Here is a 22,601-nt window from a genome sequence, read left to right on the forward strand (position 1 = left end):
ATAAGGCGGAGGGCGCGATGCGTAATCTCATTCCGGTTCTGGCGATGTGCGGCCTGTTGGCCGGTTGCGGCGCGGCGGGCGGCGCTGCGGCGCCCGACAGCTTCGCCAAGGCGGTGGACGCCTATGTGGCGGGCGACCGCACGGCGCTGCACGAGGCGGGCGAGGCCGGCCGGGAAGCGCGGTCCAAGCTCGAGGGCAAGCGCACCGCGGCCAATATCTGCGAGACCATGAGCCCTGCCGAACGGCGCGAGTTGTTTCCGGCGCTGATCATCGAGATGCTGGACAAGCCCACCCTGATGTCGATGCCGAAGTCGGCGCGGTATCTCTACTTCCAGGCCATCAGTCGCCGGTTCGAGAACATCCAGGATCTGGTCTCGTCGGTCGACAGCGGCTGTGGCGGCGTCACTGGGGCAGTCAGCGACATCTCCACCCTGGCGGCGATGCGCAAGGTCGTCGTCGGCCGCGAGGAGGCCTGGCGGCATGAGCTGACGGCCGAGTACGGCTCCCAGCTGGAACCGCGCCTGGACGAGGCCGCCAAGCTGCTGCGCCGCAATCGGATCGACATGGGCGGCTACGGCCGCGACTAGAGCCCGCGCACGAAAGCGGCCAGGATCTCGGCGTAGAGCCTGTGCTCCTGCTCCAGCACCCGCTGCGCGATCAGGGGTTCGGTGTCGCCGGGCAGGATCGGCACGCGGGCCTGGCCCAGGATCGGACCTTCGTCGACGCCGGCCGTGACCAGATGCACCGTGCAACCGGCCTCGACCTCGCCTGCCGCCAGGGCGCGGCCGTGGGTGTCCAGGCCCGGATAGGCGGGCAGCAGGGACGGGTGGATGTTCAGCATCCGGCCCGCCCAGGCGTCGACCAGGAACGGCGTCAGGATGCGCATGTAGCCGGCCAGGGCGATGACCTCGATCCCGCGCGCGCGCAGGGCCGTGTCGATGGCCCGCTCGTGGGCCTCGCGATCCTTGCCGAACTCACGTTGGTCGACGCACAGCGCCTCGATCCCGGCCGCCTGCGCGGTGGCCAGACCGCCGGCCTCGGGCTTGTTGGCCAGCACCAGCGCGATCTCGAACGGGCAGTCGTCCGCCTGGGCCGCGCGGACCAGGGCCTCCATGTTGGAGCCCCGGCCCGAGATCAGCACGGCGACCTTGGTGCGTTGGGTCATCTGGCGAGCCTCCTACGCTCTGCGTCCTTCGAGGCCCGCTGCGCGGGCGCCTCAGGATGAGGAGCGTTTTCTGAATTCCTCATCCTGAGGTGCGAGGCAAAGCCGAGCCTCGAAGGACGCAAGGCGTTAGCCCGCGACCAGCTGGCCGCAGATGAAGGCGTCCTCGCCGGCGTTGAGCAGGGCGGCCAGCACCGGTTCGGCGTCAGAAGCCGCCACCACCAGGATGAAGCCGACGCCGCAGTTGAACGTGCGGCGCAGTTCGTGGTCGGAGATGCCGCCGACCTGCTGCATCCATTCGAACACCGGGGGCAGGGGCCAGGCGTTCCAGTCGAACTCGGGGACCAGGCCCTTGGCGATGCAGCGCGGCGGGTTCTCGATCAGGCCGCCGCCGGTGATGTGGGCGCCGCCCTTGATCCGGCCCGACTGCAGCAGGGGCAGGATCGACTTCACATAGATGCGGGTCGGGGCCATCAGGGCCTCGGCCAGGGTCTTGCCGTCCGCGAAGGGGGCGGGGGCGTCCCAGGCCAGGCCCGAACGCTCGACCACGCGGCGCACCAGGCTGTAGCCGTTCGAGTGCGGGCCCGACGAGCCCACGCCGATGATCAGGTCGCCAGCGCGTTGCTTGTCCAGCTTGGGCAGCACGCCGTCGCGCTCGACCGCGCCGACCGAGAAGCCGGCCAGGTCGTATTCGCCGTCGCTGTACATGCCCGGCATCTCGGCGGTCTCGCCGCCCACCAGGGCCGCGCCGGCCAGCTTGCAGCCCTCGGCGATGCCGGCGACCACGCTCTTGGCGACCTCGAGGTCCAGCTTGCCGGTGGCGAAGTAGTCGAGGAACAGCAGGGGCTCGGCGCCCTGGGCCAGCAGGTCGTTGACGCACATGGCCACCAGGTCGATGCCGACGCTGTCGTGCATCTTGGCGTCGATGGCGATGCGCAGCTTGGTGCCGACGCCGTCGGTGGTGGAGACCAGCAGCGGGTCGTCGTAACCGGCCGCCTTCAGGTCGAACAGGGCGCCGAAGCCGCCCAGGCTGCCGTCGGCGCCGGGGCGCCTCGTGGCCTTGGCCAGGGGCTTGATCGCCTCGACCAGGGCGTTGCCCGCGTCGATATCCACGCCCGATTGGGCATAGGTGAGGCCGTTGGGCAGATCGCTCATTCGCTCGCTCTGGTCTATTTGAAGACGCAATGTCGCCTTCAACTCGCGGAAATTTGCACCTTGGCGCCGCTTGACGCTTGCAGACTCGGGGGTGCGCGAGGCTATTAGCAGCCGATGAAGCCGATAACCACTACCGCCGAACTGGCGGCGTTTTGTAATGAGTTGCAGGGCCAGCCCTTCGTCGCCGTGGACACCGAGTTCATGCGCGAGACGACCTACTGGCCCAAGCTCTGCCTGATCCAGGTTGGCGCGCCCAATGCGGAGGCTGTTATCGATCCGCTGGCGGACGGTATCGACCTGACGCCGCTGCTGGATCTGATGCGCGACGAACGCGTGCTCAAGGTGTTTCACGCCGCCCGCCAGGACGTCGAGATCTTCAACAATCTGGGCGCTATGCCCCGGCCGTTGTTCGACACCCAGGTGGCCGGCATGGCCGCGGGCTTCGGCGAGCAGATCGCCTATGACGCCCTGGTCCGACAGATGCTCAAGATCGAGCTCGACAAGTCCAGCCGGTTCACCGACTGGGCCCGTCGCCCGCTGTCCGACGCCCAGCTGACCTACGCCCTGGCCGACGTCACCCACCTAGCCTCGCTCTATCCGATGCTTCGCGACCGCCTCGCCAATGCGGGCCGCCTGGCCTGGGTCGAGGAGGAGATGAAGGCGCTGTGCGATCCGGCGGCCTATGACGTCGATCCGGAAAAAGCCTGGCGTCGCCTGCGTCCGCGCAAGACCGCCGCCAAGTACTTGGCCGTGTTCAAGGCCGTGGCCGCCTGGCGCGAGCGCACCGCCCAGACCCGCGACCAGCCGCGCGGCCGGATCCTCAAGGACGAGGCCATCGACGAGCTGGCCACCCAGGCTCCGACCACCGTCGACGGCCTCAACACCCTGCGCGGCGTGCCCAAGGGCTTTGGCGGCAGCAAGTTCGGTCCCGACCTGCTGGCGGCCATCAAGGCGGCCCTCGCCGATCCGGAAGGCTATGCGCCCGTGCTGGAAAAGCCCGGCCCGCCGCCGCCGCCCTCGGCCGGCGCCGTGGTCGAGCTGCTGAAGGTGCTGCTGAAGGCCCGTTCGGAAGAGGCCGGCGTGGCGTCCAAGCTGATCGCCACCGTCTCGGACCTGGAAAAGATCGCCGCCGACGACAACGCCGCCACGCCCGCCCTGACCGGCTGGCGCCGCGACGCCTTCGGGGCCGACGCCCTGAAGATCAAGCGCGGCGAACTGGCCCTGGTGCTGGACGGCTCGCGCGTGCGCGTGGTCGAAGTGCGCCGCGCACCCAAGTCTGATGCGTCTTCGTAAGACGGCGTTATCCGAAGTTGCAATTTAAAGTCGTATCGATGATCGCCTTCCAAATCGGGCGATAATCACCAGTAAAGACGGCTACTGCCGGCGTAATTCCCGCCCAGGTAGAATTTGAGCCGCGTTCGGGAACTTCCTGGCGCGGCTCGAATTTCGAGGGCGGGACGGGGTGGCGTCCGCGAGGATTGGCTTGACGGGTTTCTGGGAAAATCTCGCGGTCGCATACCGACCGGCGGCTGTCTCCCGGCGCAACCAGGTTCCGCTGCGCCTGTTCGTGATCCTGGTCCTCTGCGGCGCGATGGCCTGGCGGCCAGGCTTCGGCTTCCTGCTGGGCTGGACCGTGGCCTATCTGGTCGCCCAGCTGGCCGAGATCCAGGCGCTCAAGCGCTTCCTGGCCCATCCCCATCCAGGCTCCACGATCGGCTTCAACCTGATCACCGATCTGCTGATGGCCAGCGTGTTCGGCTGGGTGGCTATCCCGCTGTGGCAGGTCGGGACCCCGGCCTCGGCCGCGGCCGCCGCTCTGCTGCTGTCCGGATCGATCCTGACGGCCCTGATGGGGGCGGAGGGCTGTTTCACCGCCTTCATGGCGGCGGTGACCCCGCACATGATCTATCTCTTCATCCTGCCCGTGGTTGGCGGGGCGCTGCACGACCCGGTGACGCCCTATTTCATGATCGGAACCTGCCTGCTGGCCCTGGTGCTGGCCATGGTCTTCCTGTGGTCGCGCAAGGCGATGTTGGCCGAGCGCTCGGCGCGGCTGGCGGCCGAGGCCCAGACCGCCGCCAAATCGGCCTTCGTGGCCATGGTCAGCCATGAGCTGCGAACGCCGATCAACGCCCTCCTGAACGGCGCGGCGGCGCTGGAGCGCCAGGCCGGCGGCGACCGCGGCGCGGCCAGCCTGATCGTCGACGCCGGCGCGATGATGAAGACCCTGCTCAACGACCTGCTCGACTATTCCAAGATCGAGGCCGGGCGCATGGGCGTCGAGGCCGTCGACTACGATCTGCGGCTGCTGCTGCGCGACACGGTGATGCTGTGGCGCGGCGAGGCGCGAGCCAAGGGCATCAAGCTGGCGGTCGAGGGCGCGCACGGCCTGCCGCGCTGGATCCGGGGCGACCCGATGCGCCTGCGCCAGATCCTCAACAACCTGCTGTCCAACGCCATCAAGTTCACCACCGAGGGCGGCGTGACCCTGTCGCTGGACCTGAAGGACGGGCTGGGCGGACGTCAGCTGGCCATCGACGTCGTCGACACCGGGCGCGGCCTGACCGAAGACGAGGCCGAGCGCCTGTTCAACGCTTATGAGCAGCTGGGCGTCGGCACCGCCCGCGACTTCGGCGGCACCGGCCTTGGCCTGTCGATCAGCCGCGACCTGGCCCGGCTGATGGGCGGAACCCTGACGGCGGCCAGCGACGTCGGCGGCGGCGCGCGCTTTTCCCTGGTCATCCCCGCGCCCGCCGGCGCCGAGCCCGCGCGCGACCTGTCGGCCGGCAGCCTCGAGACGGTGGCGGACGCGCCGCTGATCCTGGTGGTCGACGACCACGACATCAACCGCCGGGCGCTGCGCGGCATGCTCGAGGCGTTCGGCGTGCGGGTCGAGACGGCAGACGACGCCGAGATCGCCCTGGCGGCCGCCAATTCGCGGGTGTTCGACGCGATCCTGATGGACGTCCGCATGCCGGGCGTCGACGGCCTGGAAGCCACCCGCCGGCTGCGCGCCGAGGGCCTGAACCGCGCCACCCCGGTGATTGCCGTCACCGGCGCGGTCGCCGTCGACGACCGCCAGGCCTACGCCGCCGCCGGCATGACCGGCTGCGTGGAAAAGCCCGTCAGCGCGACGGAGCTCTACGCCGCGCTGTTCGGCGGGGCGTAGGGGTGGACGATCTTATGCGGACGTCGATGGCGGCCGGTTCATAACGCCCCCTCCGTCACGATGCGTATTCGCATCGCGCCACCTCCCCCGTTTCACGGGGCAGGAAGGCTCAGCCGCTCTCCTCCTGCCCCGCTTGCGGGGGAGGTGGCGCGGCGCCGATAGGCGACGTGACGGAGGGGGCGTTGCCGAGTCGGATGCCTGCTCTCGCCCCTAACCCCCGAAATACCCCGCCTGGTCGATATCGCTCAGCAGGCCCGCCTGCGTCGGCGTCCAGCCCAGCAGCGCGCGCGTCGCCTGGCTGGAGGTCGGGACGTCCATGCCGGCGAAGTTGGCGAACCAGCCGAAGTGGTCGACCGCCTCCTGCCCGGACACGGAGACAACCGGCACGCCCAGGCGACGCCCGATCACGGCGGTGAAGTCCTTGAACGCGACGCCTTCCTCGGCGACGGCGTGATAGCGCTTACCGCGCGCGCCGTGCTCCAGGGCCAGCCGGTAGACCCGCGCCGCGTCGCGTCGATGCACCGCGCACCAGCGATTGGCGCCGTCGCCGACATAGGCCGCGCGGCCTTTCTGGCGGGCGATGTCGATCAGGTGCGGCACGAGGCCGTGGTCGCCCACGCCATGCACGGAGGGCGGCAGCCGCACGATTGAGGCGTTGATCCCGCGTTCGGCCAGGGCGAGCGCCGTCGACTCCGAGACGCGCGGATAGGCGGCGGAGGCGGGCCTTGTGGGGTCTTCCTCGGTCGCCAGGTCGCCGTCGGTCACATGGGCCATGCCCGAGGTCACCAGCAAGGGGCGTTCCGAACCCTCCAGCGCCGCGCCCAGGGCCTCGATGGCGCGCCGGTCGAGGTCGCAGTTTTCGGCGAAGCGCGAGAAGTCGTGGTTAAAGGCCGTGTGGATGACGCCGTCGGCCGCCGCCGCCCCCGCGCGCAGGCTGTCCAGGTCCTCAAGCGTCCCGCGGTGGACCTTGGCGCCGACCGCTTCCAGCGCCGCCGCGCCCGCGTCGGACCGACTGAGGCCCAGCACGTCATGGCCGGCGTCGATCAGGTCCTGGACGACGGCCGAGCCGACGAAGCCGTTCGCGCCGGTGACGAATACTCGCATGCAGATACTCCAAAGATCATCTCTGGCCGTACTCTGCGCCTTATCCTATCCTGTTAAAGTAGTGACCTTATCAGGGTATAGGAACTAACAGGCTGCCGATGCCGCTCTCCCACGACAGACATTTGGGCGTCTATCTGAAGGACCGCCGCACGCGGCTGGATCCGGCCGCCTTCGGTTTTCCCAGCGCCCGCCGCCGCACGCCGGGCCTGCGCCGCGAGGAAGTGGCCCAGCGCGCTAATATCAGCGCCACCTGGTACACCTGGCTGGAGCAGGGCCGGGGCGGCGCGCCCTCCGCCGACGTGCTGGACCGCATCGCCCGCGCGCTGATGCTGACCGAGGTCGAGCGCGAGCACCTGTTCCTGCTGGGCCTGGGGCGGTTGCCCGACGTCCGCTACCACGAGGTCGAGGGCGTCACGCCGCGCCTGCAACGGGTTCTGGACGCGCTGGATCCCACCCCGGCCTTCGTCAAGACCGCCACCTGGGACGTGGTGGCCTGGAACCGCGCCGCGACAGTGGTGCTGACCGACTACGCCGCCTTGCCGCCCGATCAGCGCAACATCCTGCGGCGCATCTTCTGCGATCCGCGCGCCCGCGAGGCGCAGTTCGACTGGGAGGGCGTGGCCCGTTTCGTGGTCGCGGCCTTCAGGGTGGACGCGGCGCGAGCCGGCGCGACGGCCAAGGTGGAAGCGCTGGTGGAGGAACTCTGCCGGCGCAGTCCGGAGTTCGACGCCATGTGGCGCGACAACGACGTGCGCGGCCATGGCGAGGGCTTCAAGCGCCTGCGCCATCCGGTGCTGGGCGCGATCTCGCTGGAATATTCGGCCTTCGCCGTCGACGGTCGACCCGACCTGGCGATGGTGGTCTACAACCCGGCGACCCGGGAGGACGCCGAGGGCATCCTCTCGCTGATCGCGGGGTAGGCTGCGAAACCCAGTGTCATCCCGGAAGCCTCGCAGAGGCTATCCGGGACCACGGGGAAGCGCCGAACCTGTCGCGGGCCCGGGTCTTCGCCCGGGATGACAGGAGAGCGCTTTAGTGCGGCAGGTGGTTGATCGCGCCGCCAGCGGCCAGCCCAAGGGCGCAGAAGACGCCCAGGTGAAAGACGATGCCGATGGCGACGGTGCGGCGCACCGACCAGGTGGTTTCCTGGGCGAAGACGCGGGCGATGTCGTGTTGCAGACCTCGCGCGGCGCTTTCCACCGGCGCGTCGTTGTCATTGACCAAGCGAAGCTCGGGGCGTTTGCGCGGGCTCGGCGCGATGGCGTCCAGGTAGTCTACTTTACGCTGAAGCATCACTGACCTCCTTATGTCTTTCCAGGCATAGTGGGGAGGTAAAGCTAACAAACCATGCTCCGTGAACGCCGGTACATCTGTGTCAGCTTGTCGCAAGCTCAATATGGGTAGATTTATGCCCCATTAAGTACGTTCGCGCGGAAGCGAAGACTTGAGATCAGAGGGTGGCGATCTTGAGTTTCAGGCCCAGCAGCTGGGCGGCCGTGCCGGCCCGCTTGCTGGTCTGCTCGCCCAGCAGCAGGTCGGCATAGCCGGGCTCGGCGGTCAGGATCAGCTGGGTCTTGTGCAGCGTCAGGCGCGACTTGGCCAGCAGCGGCGCGCTGCGGCCCGACAGGTCGCAACCCAGCCGGATCGCCGCGCCCAGGGCCCGGGCGCGCTTGAGGCGGGCCGGGGTCAGCAGGCGGTCCAAGGCGTCGGCCTCGGGCGGGTTGAACGCCGTGGAATGGCGGGCGTAGGCGGCGGCGGCCAAGAAGGCGCGCTCGTCATGGCCCTGGCCGGCGATCGGGGCGCGCAGCACCTGTTCGAACACCAGGTCGGCGCGATGATCGGGGTGCAGGCGCGCGCCCAGATCGGCCAGCCGGCAGGCGGCGGCGGTCAGTACCGCGTCGCGGCCCTCATTGAACAGCGGGGGCAGGGTGGAGAAGGCGGGACTGATCCAGGCGTTCAGGCCCTCGCCCAGCTCGTCGGCGACGCCCTGCCGGGCTCCCAGCGACGCGCAGCCCTCGATCAGCGGGTCCAGGCCCCGAGTGCGCGGCGGCATGGCCTCGAACAGCAGGCCCTCGCGCACGCCGAAGGCCGAGATCTCGATGCGCTTGAGGGCCAGGCTCTCGATCAGACTCTCCAGCACCACGGCGGCGTAGGGCAGGGTCTCCGAGCGCTTCTTGCTCATGCCCTCGATGCGTTCCAGCGAGCTCTTGGACTGGTGCGAGACCAGTCGGGCGGCCTCCAGGGCCTCGCTGGCCGGGATCTCGTACTGATGCACGACATGCAGCGGATAGCCCGACAGCCGCATGTGCAGCAGGGCCAGGTTGCGCCAGGCGCCGCCGACCGCGTGGAAGCTGTCGGTCTTGAAGGCGCTGGCCACCGGAGCCAGGCGCTGGGCGCACAGGCGGCGCACGCGCTCGCCGTCGAAACCGTCGGACAGGCCCAGGCTGAAGGGGCCCAGCGGCAGGGTGACGCCCAGGCCGGCGCCGGTGGTTTCCAGGCGGATCAGCTCCAGGCTGGCCCCGCCCAGGTCGCCGACGACGCCGGTGGCCTGGGGCGCGCCGGCCAGCACGCCCAAGGCGGCGTAGCGGGCTTCTTCCTCACCGGTGAGGACGCGAACGACCAGGCCGGTCTCGGCCTTGACCCGGGCCACGAAGGCCGGGCCGTCGGTGGCCTCGCGGGCGGCGGCGGTGGCGACCACGAAGGTCTCGGCCGGCGAGACGGCCTCCAGCACGGCGCGGAAGCGCTTGAGGGCCGCCAGGGTCTGCAGGACGCCGTCGGGCGACAGCCGGCCGTTGTCGCCGAGATCGCGGCCCAGGCCGGCCAGCACCTTCTCGTTGAACACGGTCCAGATGGCGCGGCCTTCCAGCCGGTACACCACGAGGCGCACCGAGTTGGAGCCGATATCGATAACGGCCGCGTCGCGCGGCGCCGCAAAAGGCATGGGGATGGTTTAGCCTATTCAGGCGAGCGGGAAAGCGTGGCCGGACGAAAATCGCGGGATGTTTCAGGACGCGCCATTAATCCGGCACGCGAGCAAACGCCAGCGGGTTTCGTCCTTCTGGTAGAAGCAGGTGCCGAAACGCCGTTGCAGGCCGTGATCGCGCGGGCCGCCCTTCAGCGCGGCGAGCCGTCCGTCCTGGCTGAACAGCAGCATCTGGGCGGTGGCCGGCGCCCTGGCGCACTTGCCCCAGGTCCGGACATTGGTGCCCAGCCGGAACCCCGGGCCGTAGAAACGGCCCTCGGCCTGCAGGCGCTCGTCCAGCTTGTCGAGGCCGCGCGCGTCGCCGATCTGGTCCAGGCCCGGCGCGACCGCTTGGGCCAGGATGGCGCAGATGTCGGCCTGCAGCGCCGGTTTGGGCGCGCAGGCGCTCAGGCTCGCCAGCAGCAGGCCCAGGGCGGCGAGGCGCCTCAACCGCGACGGGGTCCCACGTGGTCGAAGGCCATCGGCAGGTCCTTCACCTTGTGGCCGCGGCCCGACAGGCTGGGATTGGTCATGAAGTAGTCGTGGGCCGAGAAGGCGCCCTTGCTCTCCCAGGCCGGGTCGCGGGTGTACTCGCCCTCGCTGTCGAGGTTCCAGCTCTGGGCCTCGTCGTTGAGGTTGGCGACCATGATCTGGCTCAGCACCTGCTGGTGCACGGTGGGGTTCTCGACCGGCACAAGGCTCTCCACCCGGCGGTCGAGGTTGCGCGGCATCCAGTCGGCCGAGCTGATGAACACCCGCGTCTGGGCGCTGGGCAGGGCTGCGCCGTTGGCGAAGGCCACCACGCGGGCGTGCTCCAGGAACCGTCCGACGATGCTCTTGACCCGGATGTTCTCCGACAGCCCCTTCACGCCGGGACGCAGGCAGCAGATGCCGCGCACCACCAGGTCGATGCTGACGCCGGCCTGGCTGGCGGCGTAGAGGGCGTCGATGATCTGGGGATCGACCACGGCGTTCATCTTGGCCCAGATCGCCGCGGGCTTGCCGGCGCGGGCGTTGTCGGCCTCGACGCCGATCATCCGCAGCAGCTCGGGCTTCATCGTCTCGGGCGAGAAGGCCAGCTTCTCCAGGCCGTGCGGCTGGGCGTAGCCGGTGATGAAGTTGAACAGCTTGCCCCCGTCGCGGCCCAGTGCCGGATCGCAGGTGAACAGGCTCAGGTCGGTGTAAACCCGCGCCGTCTGCGGGTGGTAGTTGCCGGTGCCGAAGTGGCAGTAGGTGCGCAGGGCCTCGCCCTCGCGGCGCACCACCACCGACAGCTTGGCGTGGGTCTTCCAGTCGACGAAGCCGAACACCACGTGGACGCCGGCGCGCTCCAGGTCGCGGGCCCACTTCAGGTTATTTTCCTCGTCGAACCGCGCCTTGATCTCGACCAGGGCCGTGACGTTCTTGCCGTTGTCGGCCGCCTCGATCAGGGCCGCCACGATCGGGCTGTCCTTGGAGGTGCGGTAAAGGGTCTGCTTGATCGCCAGCACGTTCGGATCGCGCGCCGCCTGGCGCAGGAACTGCACCACCACGTCGAAGCTCTCGAAGGGGTGGTGGACCAGGATGTCCTTCTCGCGGATCGCCGCGAAGCAGTCGCCGCCGTGGTCGCGCACGCGCTCGGGGAAGCGGGCGTTGTAGGGCTTGAACTTCAGGTCCGGACGGTCGGGCGGGATCAGCTCGTTCATCTGGGCCAGGCCCAGCTTGCCGTCCACCAGGATGACGTCCTCGGGCTCGGCGCGCAGGCCCTCGATGATGAACTCGCGCAGGTCCTCGGGCATGGTGGTCTGGATCTTGACCCGCACCACCTGGCCCAGGCGACGCTTCTTCAGCCGCGCCTCGAACTCGCGCACCAGGTCTTCGGCCTCTTCCTCGATCTCCAGATCGCTGTCGCGGATCAGGCGGAACAGGCCCCGGCCCTCGACCTCGTAGCCGGGGAAGAGGTGGCCCAGGAACAGGATGATGAAGCTCTCCAGCGCCACGATCTTGCGCTGGCGCTTCTTGCCGCGCGTCACCACGCTGCTGAGCTCCCAGAACCGCTGCACCTGGCTGGGCACCGGCACCAGCGCATAGAGGTGCTTGTCGTCGGCGATGCGGCGCAGCTTCAACGCCAGGCAGAAGCCCAGATTGGGGATGAACGGGAAGGGGTGGGCCGGATCGATCGCCAGGGGCGTCAGCACCGGGAACATCTTGGTCAGGAACAGTTCCTCGGCCAGGGCGCGGTCCTCGCCCTCGATGTCCTTGGCGTCCAGGAGCTTCAGGCCCTCGGCCCACAGCTCGGCCCGCACTTCGCGCCAGATCTTCTGCTGCTCGGCCATCAGGTCGGAGGCCGAGGCGTTGATGCGCGCCAGCTGCTCGCCCGGCGTCAGCCCGTCCTGGCTGACCACCCGCACGCCCTCGCGCACCTGGCCCTTCAGGCCGGCCACGCGGACCATGTAGAACTCGTCGAGGTTGTTGGCCGAGATCGACAGGAACCGCAGGCGTTCCAGCAGCGGGTGGCGCGGATTGCCGCTCTCTTCCAGCACCCGCTCGTTGAAGGCCAGCCACGACAGTTCGCGATTGAAGAACCGCTCGGGCGAAGCCAGCAACTCCTTGTCCAGCCGGCAGGCTTCGTGCTCGGCCTCATGAGCGGGGGCGTTGGCGGGAATCGGCAGAGTCGCGGCGTCAGTCATCGGAGGAACCATAGGCGAACTGTGTTCGCGCATGGTGAACGTGGCAAGTGACAGGGGCAAGACAACGAAATTGCTCGCAAACTAAACTTGTCATCCCGGCCGCAGCGCGTAGCGCGGAGAGCCGGGACCCAGAGCAACCGCACCGCGCCGGCCCCTGGGTCCCGGACAGCCTCTGCGAGGCTTCCGGGATGACAAGAATTTGGAAGCGGGAGGGAAGGCGTCTTACGCCTCCTCCTCATCCTCCCCGCCGAACTCCAGCACTTCCCCCGCCAGCACGCGGCTCACCGCGCGGCCGTCGGCCGAGGCGGCTTCGTCCAGCAGGTCGACCACGGCGATGGCCTCCAGCGACGAGCGGGGGATGCGGCGCAGCAGGTAGGGATAGACGTCGTCCGACGGCGTGATGGCCCGCGCCGCGAAGGCCCGGCGCAGCACGGCTTCCAGCACGATGTCGTCGGGTTCGCCCAGGCTGGCCACGGTCAGGGCGTTGAGGCGCGAGCGCAGGTCCGGCACCGCGCAGGGCCACGCCAGCGGCGCGGCGCGCCCGGTCAGCAGCAGCGTGCCGCCGTCGACCCCGGCCATGTTGATCAGGTGGAACAGGGTCTCGTCGTCCAGATGCCCGCCCTCGGCCCGGCGATCGGCGTCGTCGACCAGCACCGCCCGGCCGCGCAGGGCGGCCAGGTCCAGCGGCGTCTCAAGGGGATTGGCGGCCTCGACGATCACGGCGTCGGCCTTGCCGGCCCAGTCGCGCGCCAGATGGGTCTTGCCCGCGCCGGCCTCTCCCACCAGCGCCAGCCGCCCGGCGGCCCAGTCCGGCCAGGCGTCCAGCAAGGCCAGCGCGCCTTCGTTCGTCGGCGACACCGCGAAGTCGGCGCGCGCGAACGACGGCGGGCTGTGCAGCGGCAGTCTGAACTGACGGGACAAACGAGGGTGGTCCGGCGTGGTGAACGAGGCCTTGGGTATAGGCCTACCGGAGCGTCAGTGCGAGCGGGGCGGGTGAGGGAAGGTGGGGATGGAGGGCGGGGAGGTGTGGATTATAAAGTGCTGCCTCAATAGTTGAGGAACTAACAAAGGCTCTCTACGGTGGGTGAATAATTGGGGAGGTATGCATGGCTGATTCTGCTCCATCTCAGACGAAATACGAAAAGTACAAGGCCGAAATGGCCGAACAAATCGTTGAGTGCGTGAAGAAAATGGGCTGCCAGCCTATACTCTTCATTGGATCAGGCCTGTCGCGGAGGTATTTTAACGGACCGTCCTGGGATGAATTGCTTGACGGGTTGGCAAAGGATTGCCCACTAATTGACAAGGACTACGCTTACTACAAGCAATCTTTGCCAAATCTTCAAGATGTTGGCCATGAATTCGCAAAAATATATCAAGAGTGGGCTTGGTCGACGGGTAAATCGGAATTCGACAAGTCATTATTCGAGTCAAATGTTCCTGGCGACGCTTACATAAAAAGCAAAATTGCCGATCATTTTTTAAAAATTACTCCAAAAAATATTGCGGAAATTAATAAGGTTTATAAGGAGGAGATTGTGTCTCTCCAGAAAATTAAACCTCATGCAATTATTACTACGAACTACGACTCTCTTCTTGAGGTTATGTTCCCAGACTACGAGCCGGTGGTTGGACAAAAAATAATCCAGGGCGTTATGACTTCGGTCGGGGAAATATTTAAAATACACGGATGTGTTTCTGAACCCGAAAGCATGGTTCTTACTACACCAGATTATCAGAATTTCATGAAGAAGAAGAAATATCTGAGTGCGAAACTTCTAACATTTTTCAGTGAACATCCTTTGGTGTTTATAGGGTATAGTGCTGAAGATCCAAACATTAGAGCTATACTCTCAGACATTGATGAGGCGCTTCCGGTTTCTGGCGGCGTAATATCGAATGTCTTTATTTTGCAACGGCTCAATCCTACAAATGCAGACGTGTCTCCTCAAAAAGAGAGGCTAATTCCGATCGAAGATGCCCGAAGTGTTAGGGTGAATTCCATCGAAGCTGACAGCTTTAAGTGGGTCTTCGATGCATTCGGATCGCAACCAAACCTATCTGGAATTAGCCCAAAGCTTTTAAGGGCACTTTTGACGCGATCATACGAATTGGTTAGACACGATATACCTCGAGCGACAATCGAGACAGATTTTAAAACCTTGGAAGGTGCAGTCGAAAATTCAGAGGCATTTGCCAAGCTCTTTGGACTCACTACCGTCAGCGACGGTATGGCGCATGCGGCGAACTACAAATATAATATGACTCAGCTAGCTGCAAAGCTAGGTTATTCAAGTTGGCAGAAATTAGAGCCTACTGTGAAGAAGCTTCGAGCTGATAGCGGGTTTGATATGAAATCATCGGATAATAAGTATCACAGTACAATTATTTACGGGAAGTCTAAGGTCCAGAAATACTCGGATTTGGCAATTGCACTTTTGAGGAAGGTTCGCGATGGCGAACCTTACGAAGTTTGAATTCATTTTCTAAGATGCACCCGGCCCCCGACCTAGCCGCCTGGCGCGCTGCCATCACCAAGCCTCCAGGTCCGCTGAGCGGCTTGGCGCGCGCCGCGCAGATCAGGGTCAACCAGATCATCCCCGAGAAGGTCCACGCGGCGATCACCGCCGCCATGGAGGGCATGACCAAGGCCATCCTGACCGGGGCCGACTTCGCCACCGGCTCGCCGTTGCACGGCCTGACCCTGGACGAGCGCCGGGCCAAGGCGGCGGCCGCGATCGCCGGCTGGCGCAACGCCGCCAGCGTCGAGGGCGGGATCACCGGGGCCGGGGGCTTCCTGGCGGCGGCGGCCGACTTTCCGCTGCTGATGAGCTTCAAGATCAAGCTCTTGTTCGAGATCGCCGCGATCTTCGGCCATGACGGGACGCAGTTGGATGAGCGGCTCTACATCCTGCACATCTTCGAGCTGGCCTTCTCGGACGCCGGCCACCGGGCCAAGGTGCTGGCGGCCATGGAGGATTGGGACGCGCGCGTGGCGGAGCGTCCAAGTGCGTTGGAGGCCTTCGACTGGCGGGCCTTCCAGCAGCAGTATCGCGACCACATCGACTTGGCGAAACTTGCTCAACTCCTTCCCGTGGTCGGCGCGCCGGTCGGGGCCATCGTCAACTGGCGGCTGGTCGAGCACCTGGGGGCGACGGCGGTGATGGCCTATCGGATGCGGGGCGAGGGGGCGAGCGCGGGCGCCGGGAGCGTGACGGTCGGGGGATAGGGGCTTCCCTTCTCCCCTTGCGGGAGAAGGTGGCGAGCAGCGCCGGATGAGGGGTCGATAGGCCTGTCCGATGAGCGTGGGGCGTTGCCAGGTAAGGCTTTGAGGGCGGTGCGACCCCGCATCCGTCAGCCTTCGGCTGACACCTTCTCCCGCAAGGGGAGAAGGGCAGGGGCGCGGGGGTAACCGCGATCTTCGCGACCGCGTTCAAACCGGCCATATAGTTATCCCAACTCGTCGCGAGGAAAGGGCGCATGGCCAGCGACCGTTGCGGCGGCGGGGGGTGATCGAGCGGGAAGCTCAATCGATGATGGGTGAAAGCCATCAACCTCGTGTGTTTCCTTGGCGGCGGTCGGCCTTGCAGCACAGAAACGACAGGAGCACGAGGGTCGAAAGAGCAGCAGGCTGGTCCGGGAGGATCAGCGGTCCGGGTTGGATGCTAACCAGCCCGCCCGTCGGAGGCTTCAAGGCGGCGAGGCTCTAACAGAGCTCGAGCGCCGCGCGCTTCCGGATAACGGTCACGCGGAGCGAACGGCTTCGTCGAAACGGTATTTATCTATCTTCTTCCGGGCGAGCCCGGACGCTCCGCGACCCTTTCCACCCACTCACAGCGAGAGCGTGAGGCGGCGGACGCACGTGAGGACCCCCTCAGTCGCTCCGCGACAGCTCCCCCGAAGGGGAGCATCTAGCGCGGCGCAAGATCCTCCCCCTTTGGGGGAGGTGGCCCGGAGGGCCGGAGGGGGTCCTCCACGGCGTTGGCCGCCGCAGAATCCTTGACATCGACGCCCCCCCATGCGCCTTTCCGCGCCTTGCAAATCAACGCGTTCCCGCGACTTTCGAAGACTTTGTCATGACCCACGCCTACCGCACCCACACCTGCGGCGCGCTCCGCGCCACCGACACCGGCGCCGATGTCCGGGTGTCGGGCTGGATCCACCGCAAGCGCGATCACGGCGGCCTGGTCTTCATCGACCTGCGCGACCATTACGGCCTGACCCAGCTGGTGCTGCACCCCGAGACCCCGGGCTTCGACATCGTCGAGCGCCTGCGCGCCGAGAGCGTGATCAAGGTGGACGGCAAGGTGCTGGCCCGCGACGCCGCGGCCGTGAACCCCAACCTGCCGACCGGTGCGATCGAGATCCACGTCACCGCCGTCGAGGTGCTGTCGGAAGCCGCCGAGCTGCCGCTGCCGGTGTTCGGCGAGCCGGACTACCCCGAGGAAATCCGCCTCAAGCACCGCTATCTGGATCTGCGCCGCGAGACCCTGCACAAGAACATCGTGCTGCGCAGCAAGGTGATCCACTCGATCCGTCACCGCATGGTCGAGCAGGGCTTCCTGGAGTACCAGACCCCGATCCTGACGGCCTCGTCGCCGGAAGGCGCGCGCGACTTCCTGGTGCCGTCGCGTCTGCATCCGGGCAAGTTCTACGCGCTGCCGCAGGCGCCTCAGCAGTTCAAGCAGCTGCTGATGGTGTCGGGCTTCGACCGCTACTTCCAGATCGCCCCGTGCTTCCGCGACGAAGACCTGCGCGCCGACCGCTCGCTGGAATTCTACCAGCTCGACGTCGAGATGAGCTTCGTGACCCAGGAAGACGTGTTCGCGGCCATCGAGCCGGTGATGCACGGCGTGTTCGAGGAATTCTCGGGCGGCAAGCCCGTGTCGCCGATCACCGGCACGCACACCTTCACCAACGACTTCGGCGTCGAGCTGGAGCACAAGGGCTTCCAGCGCCTGACCTACGCCCAGTCGATGGCCTGGTACGGCAGCGACAAGCCGGACCTGCGCAACCCGATCAAGATGCAGGACGTCTCCGAGCACTTCCGTGACGGTGGTTTCGGGCTGTTCGCCAAGATCCTGGGCGCTGACGCCAAGAACAAGGTGTGGGCCATCCCCGCGCCGACCGGCGGCAGCCGCGCCTTCTGCGACCGCATGAACAGCTGGGCCCAGGGCGAAGGCCAGCCGGGCCTGGGCTACGTGTTCTGGTCGGAAGACCAGGGCTCGTGGGGCGGTCCGATCGCCAAGAACCTGGGCGAACCGACCCAGGCGCTGATGGAGAGCCTGGGCCTCGCGCAGGGCGACGCCGCCTTCTTCGTGGCCGGCGATCCCTCCGTGTTCGCCAAGTTCGCCGGTCTGGCCCGCACCCGCGTCGGGACCGAGCTGAAGCTGGTGGACGAAGAGCAGTTCAAGTTCTGCTGGATCGTCGACTTCCCGATGTTCGAGTGGAATGAGGACGAAAAGCGCGTCGACTTCTCGCACAACCCGTTCTCGATGCCGCAGGGCGGTCTGGAGGCCCTGGAGACCCAGGACCCGCTGACCATCCGCGCCTATCAGTACGACATCGTCTGCAACGGCTATGAACTGTGCTCGGGCGCGATCCGGAACCACAAGCCCGAGATCATGCTCAAGGCCTTCGAGACCGCCGGCTATGGCGCCGAGGTGGTCGAGGAGCAGTTCGGCGGCATGCTGAACGCGTTCCGTTTCGGCGCCCCGCCGCACGGCGGTCTGGCCCCCGGCATCGACCGGATCGTGATGCTGCTGGCCGAGCAAGTCGCCATCCGCGAGGTCATCGCCTTCCCGCTGAACCAGCAGGGCCAGGACCTGCTGATGAACGCCCCGGCCGAGGCCGTGGAGCGGCAGTACAAGGAACTGCATATCCGTTCCGCTCCGCCCATCAAGGTGTAGCGACCAAGACAAAGGCCCCGGTTCGCACCGGGGCCTTTCGACTTTCAGGGCCTTGCCGAGCCTAGTATTTCGGCGGTTTGGGCGGCGCCGGGGCCTTGGGCGGCTTGGGCGCGGCCCACGCGGCGGCGCCGGCGGCGGCCTGCGCCTTCTGGGCTTCGGCCTGGGCCTTGGCGGCCTCGGCCTGGGCGCGGTTGAAGTCGACGATCACCCGGATGTTGCGGGGACCGTGGCACGACTTCAGGACCAGGCCCTTGGGCAGGCGGGTGGTGCTGTCGCCGCAGGCCTCGTCCAGCTGGTCCTGGTCCAGGCCCTTGGCGCCGGACAGGTCGGCCCCGCCGAGCATGGCGTTGGACAGGTCGGCGTTGCGCATGTCGGCCCCGGCGAAGGTGGCGTTGCGCAGCTGGGCGCCGGTGAACTCGGCGTTGCGGAAGTCGGCGCCGTCGAAGCGGCCGCCGATCAGGTTGGCGGCGTTGAGCTCGGCGTTGCGGAAGTCCGCGCCGCGGGCGTTGACGTTGACGAGGTTGGAGCCGGTCATCTCGGCGTTGCTGAGATTGGCCTTGGTCAGGTTGGCGCCGACCAGGTTGGCGGCGTTCAGCTCGGAGGACGACAGGTCGACGCGCTGCAGGTTGGCGCCTTGGAAATTGGCCCCGCTGCTCTCGATGCCGGACAGGCGGGCGTCGGTGAAGTTGGCGCTGGTGAAGTTGGCGCCCCGCATCTCGGCGCCGCGCATGTCGGCGCGGGTCAGGTCGGCGCTCTGGAAGTTGGAGCCGTAGAAGGCCGCGCCGCGCAGGTCCGCGCCGATCAGGACGGCCTTGGCGAAATTGGCGCCGGTGAACTTGGCGCCGGTCAGCTTGCGGCCCGACAGCTCGCAGTTGACGCACATGCCGCCGAACGAAACCAGACGGGCGACGTCCTTGTCCTCGGTCGAGGCTTGGGCCTGCCCGACCAGGCCGGTCAGGGCCAGGGTCAGCGCGGCGAGTGAAACGCCCAGACGGGACATCGAAATCTCCTACCAGCCAATACGCGACTGCATGAGTTACGATTTGGCCCCGGCAGGCCTTGGGCGCCACTTAAATCGCGGTAATGACAGGCGCTTAACGACAGACGGGCACGGAAAGCCCACGCGGCAGGCGGGTGGAATCATCGCCGCAGGCCTTGTTCAGCTGGCTCTGCGACAGGCCGACGGCGCGATCCATCTCGGCCCCGGACAAATTGACGCCGGTCAGGTTGGCGCCGGCAAAGCTGGCCCCTTCCAGATAGGCTCCGACGAAGCTGGCGTTGGTCAGGTCGGCATGGGCGAAGCTGGCGCCGCCGAACACGCCGCCATAGGCGTTGACGTCCCGCAGGTCGCCGCCCGAGAAGTTGGCGCGGTTCATCACCGCCGTCGACAGGTCAGCCTGGCGCAGGCGGGCCTTCGACAAGTTCTTGCCGCGCAGGGTCAGGTTGGCCAGGTCGGCCTGGAACAGGTTGCAGCCGGGACAGTGGGCTCCGGCCCGGACCTTGGCGATCTGGCTGGGGTTCTGAGCGACGGCCGGAACGGCGACGGCCAGGGCGGCGGCGCTGAGCGCCAGGGCGGCAAGGCGGGCGATCGGGGTCATCTTCAGACGCATCCTGGCGAATATCGGCGCAAGCAGGATGACGCCGGAAGTTTAAGGCCCCGCAAACGACGTCAGGTCGCCGGCTCCGAACGGTTGGACTGCGCCCCACAGCTGTCGCAGACCGTGATCGCGCCGCGCTGGGTCAAGGCGACGTCGCCGCAGGCCGGGCAGAAGTCGGCCTCGCTGCTGGCGGCCCGCGCCCCGTCGTCGGCCTTGCGACCGCCGAACGGCAGGAACACCAGATTGTCGGTCGCCGCGCCGCGCGAGAAGCCCTTGGAGATGAACTTGCTGGCGGGCAGGGGTTCGGCTTCCGACGCAGCGTCGGCCTTGCCGTGGCCCAGGCCGTCGGCGTTGAACTCCTGCGGGTCGGCGTTGGCCAAGTCGTCGCGGCCCAGGTACGACACGCCCAGCTCGCGGAACACATAGTCGAGGATCGAGGTCGCCGACTTGATCGAGTCGTTACCCGTCACCGGGCCAGCCGGCTCGAAGCGCGTGAAGACGAAGGCGTCAACGAATTCGTCCAGCGGCACGCCGTGCTGCAGGCCCAGCGACACGGCGATGGCGAAGTTGTTCATCAGGCTGCGGAAGGCGGCGCCTTCCTTGTGCATGTCGATGAAGATCTCGCCGACCTCGCCGTCGTCATATTCGCCGGTGTGCAGATAGACCTTGTGACCGCCGACGGCCGCCTTCTGGATGTAGCCCTTGCGACGGTCGGGCAGCTTGCGGCGCGAGCGGTCGCGCTCGACGATCTTCTCGACGACGCGCTCGGTGACAACCGGTTCGCGGACCGGCTGGCGCGGAGCCTCGACGGGCTCCTCCGGCAGGTCCAGGCGGAAGTTGGCCGGCACCTCGGCGCGCTCTAGGCGCAGGGCGCGAACGCCGGCCCGGGCAGCCGAGGCCTGCAAGCGGACGGCGTCGACGGGCCGGGCGTCGAAGGGCAGGGACAGGACCACGGGGATGGGCAGGCAGGTGAAGGTCTCGACCGCGGCGATCATCGCCAGCCTGTCGGCCGTCGCCGGCGCCTCGACCGACTGGAAGACGGCCTTCAGCTCGGCGTTCAACGCCTCGCAATCGGCCAGCGTACCGGCGCCTAGGGCGTGGCGTTCGGCCGCCAGGATCTCGCCCGGCGAGAAGCCCGCGAAGGTCAGGGTGTCGAAGTCAGGCTGCGACAGCGAGCGAGCCGGCGCGCCGAGCACATCGGTCAGGAAGCCGGCCCCGACCACGGCGGGTGCGAAAGCCTGGCGCAGGCCGGCGGCTGAGCGCAGCACGTCCTCGACCTGCTCGATCTCGTGGGCGGTGAAGCCTCGAGCCTGCAGGGTGACGTGGTCGATGGTCGGAGCGTCGATCAGCGAGCCGTGGCCCAGGGCATGACGTCGCGCGGCGTCGATGTCGGCTTCGGCTGCAGATAGGCAGGCATGGGCGGCGGCGCTGAACGAGGGGACCAGCAGGCCATCGGCTGTCTGTACGGTCGAAACCGGCGAAGCGGCGCCGGCGGCGCCGAGGGGCTTGCCGCCCAGGCGCAGGGCCGCCTCGGCGTCGTCGAATGCGGCGACAAGGCCGGACGAGCGCAGGCCGTGCTTCTTGGCCAGCCCATGGGCCATGGCCAAGGCCGTGGCGGCCTCGGTGGCCAAGGGCGAGCGCAGGGCGGCGGCGCGGACGCGACGCTCGGCAATGCTGCGCAGAATGGTCTGGCGGTCCTGAGTGAACAGCGGATCGGCGCCCAGGGTCACCGAAGCCTCGGCGCTGGCGGCCAGGGCCGATCCGGCGGCCAGAGCCCACAGGGCGGCGGCGGCGTCTCGGCCTTCTCCGCTGGCCAGTGACAGGCCCTGGGCCAGCAGCCAGTCGCCGACCCCGGCCAGGCCCAGCATGGCCCGGCGCTCGCCGCGTTCGATCTCAAGGGCCGTGGCCCACAGGTGAACGGCGTAGTTGAAGCCCTGAACGTCGAAGGCGTCGCCGGACTGGAAGGCCGAGGCGTCGATCGCCGCGCCCAGAGCGACGCCGCGGCTCACGGCCTCCGCGTCCTCGGGCGAGAAGGCCAGGGTGAGGGTGCCGGTCTCCCAGCCGACCAGGGCCGCCGCGCTGGCTGCGTCGTCGCCGGCCGCCACGGTCGCCCGCGAACTCGAAGCGGCCATCGCGGTTTCGGGCTCCTCGGTCGGATCGATCAACGAGGTGCGCTTGGCGCCGGCCATGGCGATGGCGTCGGAGATCATCCGGTCGTCCGCGCCCAGCTCGCGGGCCCGGCGGGCGGCGCGGGCCAGGGCGCTGTTCTTGCGGGGGTCGGCGCAGGCCTTGGCGTCGCCGTGGCAACGCTGGACCGCGTCGCCGACCTGGGCCAGGGCGGTGTCGAGCTTGGCGGCCGCCCGGCTGGCCAGCAGATGGCTGCGCCGGCGCGCCAGATGGCCCTCGACCTCGCGCTGGAACTCCAGGTCGGCGATGTCGGGCAGGCGCTCCATCACAGGCAGTGAACCGGCGGGCGTGCCGACGCCCGACAGCATGGTGGTCAGTAGGGCGTCGCGGAAGGCGTCGGCGTCGGCCTTGTCGGCGAACAGGCCCTTGGCGAGACCGGCTTTGGCCAATCCGTCGGCGTAGCGGGCAGGGCCTCCGCCCAGCGGCGCGTCGGCGTCCAAGTCGCCGCCGGCCCAGTCCAGCCAGGATTCGACACGCGCATCGGTCCACGTCGTCGGGGCCATTACCTCGACGATGCGGTCGCTACGTTCGACCTCGCGTCGTTCGACGTGAGGGGCCTGGCCGACATATCCGGATTGGATGCGCATGGGCGATTCCGCGTCTAAGCGCTAAGAGATCCTTAACCTAGATCGCGGTCCGACCGCCTTCAATAGATGTTGGGGCCTAGCGACGCTTGGTCCACAAGA

Annotated in this window: 18 protein-coding genes and 3 pseudogenes; 8 read left to right on the top strand and 13 right to left on the bottom strand. The window is 67.6% G+C overall.

The window, feature by feature from the left end:
• Nucleotides 1-17: 17 nt before the first annotated feature.
• Nucleotides 18-587 carry a hypothetical protein gene (locus tag AC1RUS_RS06710; RefSeq protein ID WP_492914319.1) on the top strand — a complete coding sequence of 190 codons (570 nt, stop codon included), beginning with the start codon at nucleotides 18-20 and terminating at the stop codon, nucleotides 585-587.
• Here the strand turns inward: AC1RUS_RS06710 and purN are convergent.
• The 3 genes and pseudogenes from purN to purM form a co-directional block, all read right to left on the bottom strand.
• Entirely contained in the window at nucleotides 584-1,165 is a 582-nt protein-coding gene (gene purN, locus AC1RUS_RS06715; RefSeq protein WP_492914321.1) for a phosphoribosylglycinamide formyltransferase, read from the bottom strand. The two genes, AC1RUS_RS06710 and purN, sit on opposite strands and share 4 nt — an antisense overlap.
• Nucleotides 1,162-1,291 (bottom strand): annotated as a pseudogene (locus tag AC1RUS_RS06720) (hypothetical protein); the annotation flags it as partial. The pseudogene AC1RUS_RS06720 and the gene purN, both read right to left, overlap by 4 nt.
• Complete coding sequence (purM, locus tag AC1RUS_RS06725; RefSeq protein ID WP_492914323.1) at nucleotides 1,292-2,317, bottom strand: phosphoribosylformylglycinamidine cyclo-ligase; 1,026 nt, start codon at nucleotides 2,315-2,317, stop codon at nucleotides 1,292-1,294.
• Between the two features lie 114 nt (nucleotides 2,318-2,431).
• Here purM and rnd point away from each other — a divergent pair, with 114 nt between their 5' ends.
• The 3 genes and pseudogenes from rnd to AC1RUS_RS06740 form a co-directional block, all read left to right on the top strand.
• Nucleotides 2,432-3,610, top strand: coding sequence for a ribonuclease D (gene rnd, locus AC1RUS_RS06730; protein WP_492914325.1), 1,179 nt, complete (start codon nucleotides 2,432-2,434; stop codon nucleotides 3,608-3,610).
• 274 nt (nucleotides 3,611-3,884) lie between these two features.
• The gene (locus tag AC1RUS_RS06735) at nucleotides 3,885-5,486 is read left to right on the top strand and encodes a response regulator (RefSeq protein ID WP_492914327.1); all 1,602 of its coding nucleotides are present in this window, start codon (nucleotides 3,885-3,887) and stop codon (nucleotides 5,484-5,486) included.
• 44 nt (nucleotides 5,487-5,530) lie between these two features.
• A pseudogene (locus AC1RUS_RS06740) lies at nucleotides 5,531-5,648 on the top strand (hypothetical protein); the annotation flags it as partial.
• 48 nt (nucleotides 5,649-5,696) lie between these two features.
• Here AC1RUS_RS06740 and AC1RUS_RS06745 read toward each other — a convergent pair.
• The gene (locus tag AC1RUS_RS06745) at nucleotides 5,697-6,590 is read right to left on the bottom strand and encodes an SDR family oxidoreductase (RefSeq protein WP_492914329.1); all 894 of its coding nucleotides are present in this window, start codon (nucleotides 6,588-6,590) and stop codon (nucleotides 5,697-5,699) included.
• A gap of 98 nt (nucleotides 6,591-6,688) precedes the next feature.
• On the opposite strand from AC1RUS_RS06745, the gene AC1RUS_RS06750 reads away from it, so the two are divergent.
• Entirely contained in the window at nucleotides 6,689-7,510 is an 822-nt protein-coding gene (locus AC1RUS_RS06750) for a helix-turn-helix transcriptional regulator (RefSeq protein ID WP_492914331.1), read from the top strand.
• Between the two features lie 112 nt (nucleotides 7,511-7,622).
• On the opposite strand, the gene AC1RUS_RS06755 is transcribed toward AC1RUS_RS06750, so the two are convergent.
• The 5 genes from AC1RUS_RS06755 to hdaA all read right to left on the bottom strand — a co-directional run bounded on the left by AC1RUS_RS06755 (nucleotide 7,623) and on the right by hdaA (nucleotide 13,142).
• Nucleotides 7,623-7,886: a hypothetical protein gene (locus tag AC1RUS_RS06755; protein ID WP_492914333.1), complete on the bottom strand. Its 264-nt coding sequence runs from the start codon at nucleotides 7,884-7,886 to the stop codon at nucleotides 7,623-7,625.
• Between the two features lie 154 nt (nucleotides 7,887-8,040).
• Entirely contained in the window at nucleotides 8,041-9,531 is a 1,491-nt protein-coding gene (locus AC1RUS_RS06760; protein WP_492914335.1) for a Ppx/GppA phosphatase family protein, read from the bottom strand.
• A gap of 63 nt (nucleotides 9,532-9,594) precedes the next feature.
• The gene (locus AC1RUS_RS06765; RefSeq protein WP_492914337.1) at nucleotides 9,595-10,002 is read right to left on the bottom strand and encodes a hypothetical protein; all 408 of its coding nucleotides are present in this window, start codon (nucleotides 10,000-10,002) and stop codon (nucleotides 9,595-9,597) included.
• Nucleotides 9,999-12,221 (bottom strand): RNA degradosome polyphosphate kinase, encoded by a 2,223-nt coding sequence (locus AC1RUS_RS06770; RefSeq protein ID WP_492914339.1) that lies wholly within the window; start codon nucleotides 12,219-12,221, stop codon nucleotides 9,999-10,001. Before AC1RUS_RS06770 ends, AC1RUS_RS06765 begins: the two co-directional genes overlap by 4 nt.
• Nucleotides 12,222-12,443: 222 nt before the next feature.
• Entirely contained in the window at nucleotides 12,444-13,142 is a 699-nt protein-coding gene (hdaA, locus tag AC1RUS_RS06775) for a DnaA regulatory inactivator HdaA (protein WP_492914341.1), read from the bottom strand.
• A 185-nt stretch (nucleotides 13,143-13,327) separates the two neighbouring features.
• Here hdaA and AC1RUS_RS06780 point away from each other — a divergent pair, with 185 nt between their 5' ends.
• Together AC1RUS_RS06780 and AC1RUS_RS06785 are read left to right on the top strand one after the other, a co-directional pair.
• Nucleotides 13,328-14,698: an SIR2 family protein gene (locus tag AC1RUS_RS06780; RefSeq protein WP_492914343.1), complete on the top strand. Its 1,371-nt coding sequence runs from the start codon at nucleotides 13,328-13,330 to the stop codon at nucleotides 14,696-14,698.
• A gap of 14 nt (nucleotides 14,699-14,712) precedes the next feature.
• Nucleotides 14,713-15,450 carry an EcsC family protein gene (locus AC1RUS_RS06785; RefSeq protein WP_492914345.1) on the top strand — a complete coding sequence of 246 codons (738 nt, stop codon included), beginning with the start codon at nucleotides 14,713-14,715 and terminating at the stop codon, nucleotides 15,448-15,450.
• 204 nt (nucleotides 15,451-15,654) lie between these two features.
• Here the strand turns inward: AC1RUS_RS06785 and AC1RUS_RS06790 are convergent.
• A pseudogene (locus AC1RUS_RS06790) lies at nucleotides 15,655-15,758 on the bottom strand (hypothetical protein); the annotation flags it as partial.
• A 539-nt stretch (nucleotides 15,759-16,297) separates the two neighbouring features.
• Between AC1RUS_RS06790 and aspS the strand changes: the two are divergent.
• A complete protein-coding gene (aspS, locus tag AC1RUS_RS06795) occupies nucleotides 16,298-18,130 on the top strand; it encodes an aspartate--tRNA ligase (RefSeq protein WP_492914347.1) in 1,833 nt (610 codons plus the stop codon).
• A gap of 61 nt (nucleotides 18,131-18,191) precedes the next feature.
• Here the strand turns inward: aspS and AC1RUS_RS06800 are convergent, their stop codons facing one another.
• From AC1RUS_RS06800 to AC1RUS_RS06810, 3 genes are all read right to left on the bottom strand, one after another.
• Complete coding sequence (locus AC1RUS_RS06800; RefSeq protein ID WP_492914349.1) at nucleotides 18,192-19,130, bottom strand: pentapeptide repeat-containing protein; 939 nt, start codon at nucleotides 19,128-19,130, stop codon at nucleotides 18,192-18,194.
• Between the two features lie 94 nt (nucleotides 19,131-19,224).
• Nucleotides 19,225-19,728, bottom strand: coding sequence for a pentapeptide repeat-containing protein (locus tag AC1RUS_RS06805; RefSeq protein ID WP_492914351.1), 504 nt, complete (start codon nucleotides 19,726-19,728; stop codon nucleotides 19,225-19,227).
• Nucleotides 19,729-19,799: 71 nt separating this feature from the next.
• Nucleotides 19,800-22,502, bottom strand: coding sequence for a TSCPD domain-containing protein (locus tag AC1RUS_RS06810; protein WP_492914353.1), 2,703 nt, complete (start codon nucleotides 22,500-22,502; stop codon nucleotides 19,800-19,802).
• Nucleotides 22,503-22,601 lie beyond the last annotated feature (99 nt).

The organism is Caulobacter sp. GW821-FHT10F06, from assembly GCF_058809215.1.